The following is a 6,181-nucleotide window of genomic DNA, read 5'->3' as shown; positions in this document are numbered from 1 at the left end:
TCGCCCGCGTTCAGGCGCGCGGTGATCTGCGGGGTTGCGGCAATCTGGATATCGGCCTCTCCGCTCACCCGGTTCTGATCCAGAACCGCCACCATATCGCGCAGGGAAATCCGGCCATCGCTGGTATAGGTTATCTGGCCGGTCACCTCGGCGACCTTGCCCAGCCCCTGCGGTACAGAGACACCGCCCTGCCCGAACGCGGCCAGCATCCGGTCGGTGTCCGAGGATTTCACATCGATCTTGCCATCCATCTCTCCGGCCAGATTGACCCGCCCGGCATAATTGAACGCACCACCCGGCGCCGTCATGTTCAGCACCAGTGATGTGACGCTGCCGGTTGCAAAGGCGGGCAGGTCGGGGATCGTCAGGTCCACATTCACCGCGCCGCCGGTGACCGGCATGCTGGCCTGCATCTGCATCGGGGCCGAGACCTCGGGCCAGCGGGCAGACAGATCGACATCGGCGAAATCCATCCGTATCTGGCCGTTTTCAACATAGATCAGCCGGGCATTGGTCAGTTCCAGCCGCTCCAGCGTGATCGCGCCGCTGCTCGGGGCCGCGCCGCTGACCGCCGCGGGCTGGGTCGTTGAAACGGGGGCCGTCAGTTCCCAATTGCCACGGCCATCGTTCAACTCCAGCCGCAGCACCGGGTTGTCGGCCAGAACCCGCTTGATCCGGATATCCCCGCCTAGCAGGGCCGAGGCATCGACGCCCACCGCAAGGCTCTGGGCGCTCAGCATCGGTTCGGACCCGGCCCATTCGGCGTTGCCAAAGGTAACAGGCCCCGTTTCCATCCCCAGAACCGGCCAGAAGGACAGGCTGACATCCCCCGAAAGGGTCAGGTCACGCCCGGTCTGCGTCTTGACCTGTTCGGCCAGAATCGCGCCCAGCTTGTCGCCGGGCATCAGCAGCAAGGCCCCCAGAACCAGTCCGAAAACCGCAACCAGAATGAATAGAATCCGTATCAGCCACTTCATGTTTCGCCACCTGTCGTCTGGGCCTGTCTGCTCAACCCTAAGTCAGCCCTGCGCGGGCGGCATTTGCAAGGGGAAGCTTTCCCCACTATATGCCGCGCCATGAGTACGAACCCGCCGAACCTCCGCCCCGACCTGGCGCCTGCCGCCCGGATCTCTGACGCGCCCCGACAGGACCAGCCGACCCTTGGCATGGTGTCTTTGGGCTGCCCCAAGGCGTTGGTGGATAGTGAGCGTATTCTGACCCGTCTGCGGGCCGAGGGCTATGGCATCTCGCCCGATTACTCCGGTGCCGATGCCGTGATTGTGAACACCTGCGGTTTTCTCGACAGCGCCAAGGCCGAATCGCTTGAGGCGATTGGCGAGGCGCTGGTGGAAAACGGCAAGGTCATCGTCACGGGGTGTCTGGGCGCAGACCCGGACTATATCCGCGAGCATCATCCACGCATTCTGGCGGTCACCGGCCCGCACCAGTATGAACAGGTGCTGGACGCGGTGCATTCCGCCGTCCCCCCCGACCCGGACCCGTTCGTGGACCTGCTGCCCGCCAGCGGCGTGAAACTGACCCCGCGCCATTACAGTTACCTCAAGATATCCGAGGGCTGTAACCACAAGTGCAAGTTCTGCATCATCCCCGACATGCGTGGCAAACTGGCCAGCCGTCCGGCCCATGCAGTGCTGCGTGAGGCCGAGAAGCTGGTCACCTCGGGCGTACGCGAATTACTGGTGATTTCGCAGGATACCTCGGCCTATGGGCTGGATCGGAAATACGATCTGAACCCGTGGAAAGACGGCGAGGTGCGCAGCCACATCACCGATCTGGCGCGCGAACTGGGGCAGATGGAGGCTTGGATTCGCCTGCACTATGTCTACCCCTACCCGCATGTGCGCGAGTTGATCCCGCTGATGGCGGATGCGGGCTGCAATGTATTGCCCTATCTGGATATCCCGTTCCAGCACGCCCATAGGGACGTTCTGAAACGTATGGCCCGCCCGGCGGCAGCGGCCAAGACGCTGGACGAAATCGCCGCGTGGCGCGCGATCTGCCCGGACATCACCCTGCGATCCACCTTCATCGTGGGTTATCCGGGCGAAACCGAGGCCGAGTTCCAGACCCTGCTGGACTGGATGGATGAGGCTCAACTGGATCGTGTCGGCTGTTTTCAATACGAAAACGTCGATGGCGCACGGTCGAACGACCTACCCGATCATGTTCCGGCCGAGGTCAAACAGGACCGCTGGAACCGCTTCATGGAAAAGGCGCAGGCGATTTCCGAGGCCAAGCTGGCCGCCAAGGTGAGCCAGACCCTGCAGGTCATCGTTGACGAGGTCGATGACGAAGCCGCCACCTGCCGCACCAAGGCCGACGCGCCCGAGATTGATGGCAACCTGTTCATTGACGAGGGATTCGAAGGTCTGAAACCCGGCGACATCGTAACGGTCGAGGTTGATGAGGCCGGGGAATATGATCTGTGGGGAAAGTTGGCCTGATCTATCTGGGGATTACGCCCGAAAGCTCAGGTTAGTCCCACAAGCGCCACGACCCAGGCAATCCCGGCAGCGACGGCGGTCAAAGCAACCGCCGCGCTGGCGGCGTCCTTGGCCTGACCCGCCAGTTTGTGATGTTCGGTCGAGGTATGATCTACCGCGCGTTCAATGGCAGTGTTGAACAGCTCGGCCACCAGAACCAGCAGGCCCAGCGCCAGAATCAAGGCCCGTAAGCTGTCGGAGATCGGCAGGAGCACGGCCAGTATGGCCGAGATCAGGTTCAGCCAGACCCAGACGCGGAACGAATATTCCTCTTGGTATGTTGCGGTCAGGCCCTGCCAGCTCCACCTTGTGCGGTCCTTGAGCCGAACAAAGAAGTTTTTCATCTGACAACGCTCCGATACTGAAACCTGCACGGCGCACTCCGCGGCCCTACACAACAAAAAACCGCCCCGGGGGCGGTCTGTCAAAGAAAGCTTTGCAGGCGGCCCCGATGGAACCGCCTGCGAAAGGCTTATTGGGCGACCGGGTTACAGACGGTCTGACCGGCTTCGGTCGTGGCCAGCGCGTACCCGGCGGAACAGCTGGGCGCGCCATGCTTGTCATAGCTTGGCTGAACATAAACGGGGGTCGGCTCTTCCTGCTGCGCGCAGGCACCCAGCACAACAGCGGTAGCGCAGATGGCAGCGAATTTGAGTTTCATGTCCTTCAATCCTCTAATACTTTTCTGATATTGCCCAGTTTTTCGGGGCCAGAATCAGAATAGGGGTTACTCAACCCTATGGCAACTCGGTTCATCACTTCCTTGTGTTCAAAGGCAAAACCACGCCTGTGCAACGCACCCCGATGGGCTGTTCTTTTGCTGAATTTGCCCTAATCATTACCCCTGACATCAGCCAAAGACGGAGTAGCCACATGTCAGACGCCCCGATCATCACCCAGAAATCCCCCTATCCGGTCGAGGTGACCGAGGGCAAAAACTATTTCTGGTGCGCCTGCGGCAAGTCGCAAAAACAGCCCTTCTGCGATGGATCACATAAGGGCACGGGGTTGGAGCCGGTGAAATACACGGCTGAGGCCAGCAAGAAGGTGTTCTTTTGCGGGTGCAAACATTCGTCCAAGTCACCACTTTGCGATGGCAGCCACTCCAAACTCTGAGCGTCAGGTCAGTTCGTTGAGCTTGCCGGCGTTGACGCAGAAATCCGGTGCGGTTTCGGCACGGGCTTGCCGCAGCGCCAGCCAGGCCTGACAGGGTTCACTGCATTCAGCGGCGCGGCAACGGGTGACCATCTCGGCGTAATCTTGCGCAGACAGCTTGCCCTCGGCCATCGCCTCGCTCAGGGACAGGCCCATGCAGCGGGCGACGGACCGTGTCAGCCAAAAGTGCTTTTCGATATCTCCAAGCGGGCGGCGGGGCATCAGGCGACCCGCGCGTGTTTGGCCCGAAGCGCGGCAAAACGGTGCCGGTTGGGGCAGGTACAGGGGGCCTCTGGCGCGGTTTCGTTATCGTCCAGCCAATCGGGGCAGGTGCTGGCCCATTCGCAGCCCCGGCAATACTGTACCATCTCGGCCCAATCGCTCTGGCTTAACTGCCCCGCGCGGTGTGCCGCCACGATGTCGGTTCCGGTGGCCTGCCCCATGCGCAGGACCAGACGCAGATGTGTCATCAGCTGTCCGAGGCGGGGCATTTCTCTCGTCCGTTACGGTTGCAAGCGGCCCATAAGATCGCGGTTGCGGCAATATTCGGGCGCATCGGGCTGATGCAACCGTTGCGACAGCATCGCTTCGCAATGGCCGGGATTGGGGCAATCGGCGCAGCGCAACACAGCGTCCGAGATTTCATCCACGCGCAACGCACCGGCGATGGCGGCTTCTTCCAGATCGACCCCAAGGCTGGCGGCCATGTTGTCCACCAAACCGGCGTGGTGGCGCAGGATTTCCTGTCGGGACATGCGGTTTCCTTTCTGTTTCGCGATTGCAAACAGGATACCGCAGCGGGAAATGGCCGCCTTTGACTCAGGTCAAGGTCCGGTTTCCAGATGATCCAGATAGGCGCGGGTGGCGTCCTGTACCCGGCGAAAACGGTCTCCGCCCAGTTTCTTGCCACCGTACCAGCGGGTTACGATGACAACGTGATCCTCAAGCCCGGCACGCTGCATCATCCGCAGGATGACCATCCCGGCCCCGGTTTCCCCGTCATCGGCCTTGAGAGCCCCTGTCGGCAGTTGCGCCGCCCAGGTGTTGTGGGTGGCCTTGGCGTAGGCTTTTTCGGTCTTCAGCTGCGCCAGCACCGCGTCCACATCCGCGCGGCTGGTCACGCGCGCGCCGGTCACCGCATATTTCGATCCCCGGTCGCTGAGAACCACCCCCAGACAGGTCAGTTCGGTCATTGCGTCACCCCCAGCCCTGCCGCCGTTTGCAGCACCATCTGAACACGCTGCGCATTGGGGGGATGCGTGGCAAAAAACTGGTCGCCGGGGTCCGGTATGCGCGCAAAGTATTTGGCGCCAATCAGCGGGTTATAGCCGGACCTGTATGTGATGATCGTTCCTAGCTGGTCAGCCTCAAGCTCAAATTCCCGGGCATAGCTTTGAACCCCAACCTCGGCCCCCAACTCCTGCGCCGCCTCAATAGCAGCGGCGTCCTCGCCCAGCGCGCGCGCGCGGTCGCCGAAACTGCGGGCGCCGTCCTTGGCGTTCTGGGCCTGCCGGGCGATGTGGTTCAGCACGTGATGCGCCGCCTCGTGCCCCATGACAAAAGCAACCTCATCCGCGTTCAGCGTCGACCGGATCATGGATTGCGTGAAGATGATGACCGGGCGGCCCTTGTCATCCAGCGTCTGAAACGCATTCGCAGGCGCGCGCGGGTCCAGATCGACCAAAACAACAAAATCGCAATTGACGGCAGTGGTGCGCCGGTTGCACTCGGTCCGGGCGGCATTGCTGACCTTGCGGCTGACATCGGTGAACTCGCGGGCCATGGCCTGCATGTCGGGCGCGTCCGGTTGCCAGTCCTCGGCCGATACGGCCACCAATCTGGGGGACACGCAGGCCGCCAGCAACAGGGCCAGCATCGGTGCTAGGCGGCGCATTTCAGTTCCTTTCCATCTCCCTGCCGGCAGGCCAGCATAGCGCGGCAATTCCGGCGGGGCCAGCCATCGAATTGGTCTTTGGCGGGTTGCAATACCGGCCTTGCCCCGGCACTCTGCCCCCATGTTTTCGATTGAGCATGAATTCGACTCGACCGTCATTACTCTGGTGGATGAAGGCCCCAAGCCTTTGCAAGAGGATGTCGTTATCAACAGTTTCGCCGAATGTGTCACGCTGGAGCAGTTGGACCCACGCACGGACACGGTGCAGAAGATCACCCTGTCGCCGGAACAGGTCCGCGATCTGGCCGCCGCGCTGGATCTGCCCGAGGGCGTCTATCAGGTCCGCGAAACCGGGCGTGACCGCTAAACCCGGATGCGCTTGCGTCAGTTTTCCGGTTGAAAATCCGTCTCCTTTCTCGTCAGGTCGCCCTTGAAACCGGGCCCTGCCCGACCGAGATAGATTTGAATCATGTAAAGGAAGTTAACATATGTCGCTCAACTCGCCCGCCGCGCTGGACTTTCTGCAAAACCGCCGGTCCCGCCCGGCCAAGACGCTGGTGGCCCCGGCGCCTTCGCGGGATGAGCTGCTGCCCCTGCTGACCGCCGCCGCGCGCAGCCCCGATCATGG

General features: G+C 61.9%; 11 protein-coding genes and 1 pseudogene. 4 read left to right on the top strand and 8 right to left on the bottom strand.

The features are described 5' to 3' along the window. On the bottom strand, window positions 1-977 hold a 977-nt coding region (locus MPJ51_RS15525), incomplete at its 3' end, for an AsmA family protein (protein WP_298388599.1). A gap of 99 nt (window positions 978-1,076) precedes the next feature. Between MPJ51_RS15525 and rimO the strand changes: the two genes are divergently transcribed. After that, entirely contained in the window at window positions 1,077-2,465 is a 1,389-nt protein-coding gene (rimO, locus tag MPJ51_RS15520) for a 30S ribosomal protein S12 methylthiotransferase RimO (RefSeq protein ID WP_298388597.1), read from the top strand. A gap of 26 nt (window positions 2,466-2,491) precedes the next feature. Here rimO and MPJ51_RS15515 read toward each other — a convergent pair whose 3' ends face one another. Both MPJ51_RS15515 and MPJ51_RS15510 read right to left on the bottom strand, forming a co-directional pair. Next, a complete protein-coding gene (locus MPJ51_RS15515) occupies window positions 2,492-2,848 on the bottom strand; it encodes a diacylglycerol kinase (protein WP_298388595.1) in 357 nt (118 codons plus the stop codon). A 128-nt stretch (window positions 2,849-2,976) separates the two neighbouring features. Next, window positions 2,977-3,165 (bottom strand): hypothetical protein, encoded by a 189-nt coding sequence (locus MPJ51_RS15510; protein WP_298388593.1) that lies wholly within the window; start codon window positions 3,163-3,165, stop codon window positions 2,977-2,979. A 212-nt stretch (window positions 3,166-3,377) separates the two neighbouring features. On the opposite strand from MPJ51_RS15510, the gene MPJ51_RS15505 reads away from it, so the two are divergent. Beyond that, entirely contained in the window at window positions 3,378-3,620 is a 243-nt protein-coding gene (locus tag MPJ51_RS15505; RefSeq protein ID WP_298388591.1) for a CDGSH iron-sulfur domain-containing protein, read from the top strand. Between the two features lie 3 nt (window positions 3,621-3,623). On the opposite strand, the gene MPJ51_RS15500 is transcribed toward MPJ51_RS15505, so the two are convergent. From MPJ51_RS15500 to MPJ51_RS15480, 5 genes are all read right to left on the bottom strand, one after another. Then, window positions 3,624-3,881: a DUF6455 family protein gene (locus tag MPJ51_RS15500; RefSeq protein WP_298388589.1), complete on the bottom strand. Its 258-nt coding sequence runs from the start codon at window positions 3,879-3,881 to the stop codon at window positions 3,624-3,626. Beyond that, on the bottom strand, window positions 3,881-4,150 hold the full coding sequence (locus MPJ51_RS15495) for a DUF6455 family protein (RefSeq protein ID WP_298388587.1): 270 nt from the start codon (window positions 4,148-4,150) through the stop codon (window positions 3,881-3,883). Before MPJ51_RS15495 ends, MPJ51_RS15500 begins: the two co-directional genes overlap by 1 nt. A 12-nt stretch (window positions 4,151-4,162) precedes the next feature. Next, window positions 4,163-4,414 (bottom strand): DUF6455 family protein, encoded by a 252-nt coding sequence (locus MPJ51_RS15490; protein ID WP_298388585.1) that lies wholly within the window; start codon window positions 4,412-4,414, stop codon window positions 4,163-4,165. A gap of 69 nt (window positions 4,415-4,483) precedes the next feature. Beyond that, complete coding sequence (locus tag MPJ51_RS15485) at window positions 4,484-4,852, bottom strand: YigZ family protein (RefSeq protein WP_298388583.1); 369 nt, start codon at window positions 4,850-4,852, stop codon at window positions 4,484-4,486. Next, window positions 4,849-5,553: a M48 family metalloprotease gene (locus MPJ51_RS15480; protein ID WP_298388581.1), complete on the bottom strand. Its 705-nt coding sequence runs from the start codon at window positions 5,551-5,553 to the stop codon at window positions 4,849-4,851. Before MPJ51_RS15480 ends, MPJ51_RS15485 begins: the two co-directional genes overlap by 4 nt. Window positions 5,554-5,674: 121 nt before the next feature. On the opposite strand from MPJ51_RS15480, the gene MPJ51_RS15475 reads away from it, so the two are divergent. Further along, the gene (locus MPJ51_RS15475) at window positions 5,675-5,920 is read left to right on the top strand and encodes a hypothetical protein (RefSeq protein ID WP_298388579.1); all 246 of its coding nucleotides are present in this window, start codon (window positions 5,675-5,677) and stop codon (window positions 5,918-5,920) included. A 121-nt stretch (window positions 5,921-6,041) separates the two neighbouring features. Beyond that, window positions 6,042-6,181, top strand: a pseudogene (locus MPJ51_RS15470) (nitroreductase); the annotation flags it as partial.

Origin of the sequence: Ruegeria sp. (assembly GCF_028066395.1) — a bacterium.
Lineage (GTDB): Bacteria > Pseudomonadota > Alphaproteobacteria > Rhodobacterales > Rhodobacteraceae > Ruegeria.
This window is presented reverse-complemented; position numbering and strand designations above follow the sequence as displayed.

Coding starts and splice junctions, on each gene's coding strand:
- MPJ51_RS15510 (WP_298388593.1), bottom strand. CDS start 3,165: ATGAAACTCAAATTCGCTGCCATCTGCGCTACCGCTGTTGTGCTGGGT.
- MPJ51_RS15490 (WP_298388585.1), bottom strand. CDS start 4,414: ATGTCCCGACAGGAAATCCTGCGCCACCACGCCGGTTTGGTGGACAAC.
- MPJ51_RS15495 (WP_298388587.1), bottom strand. CDS start 4,150: ATGCCCCGCCTCGGACAGCTGATGACACATCTGCGTCTGGTCCTGCGC.
- MPJ51_RS15515 (WP_298388595.1), bottom strand. CDS start 2,848: ATGAAAAACTTCTTTGTTCGGCTCAAGGACCGCACAAGGTGGAGCTGG.
- MPJ51_RS15485 (WP_298388583.1), bottom strand. CDS start 4,852: ATGACCGAACTGACCTGTCTGGGGGTGGTTCTCAGCGACCGGGGATCG.
- MPJ51_RS15500 (WP_298388589.1), bottom strand. CDS start 3,881: ATGCCCCGCCGCCCGCTTGGAGATATCGAAAAGCACTTTTGGCTGACA.
- rimO (WP_298388597.1), top strand. CDS start 1,077: ATGAGTACGAACCCGCCGAACCTCCGCCCCGACCTGGCGCCTGCCGCC.
- MPJ51_RS15475 (WP_298388579.1), top strand. CDS start 5,675: ATGTTTTCGATTGAGCATGAATTCGACTCGACCGTCATTACTCTGGTG.
- MPJ51_RS15480 (WP_298388581.1), bottom strand. CDS start 5,553: ATGCGCCGCCTAGCACCGATGCTGGCCCTGTTGCTGGCGGCCTGCGTG.
- MPJ51_RS15505 (WP_298388591.1), top strand. CDS start 3,378: ATGTCAGACGCCCCGATCATCACCCAGAAATCCCCCTATCCGGTCGAG.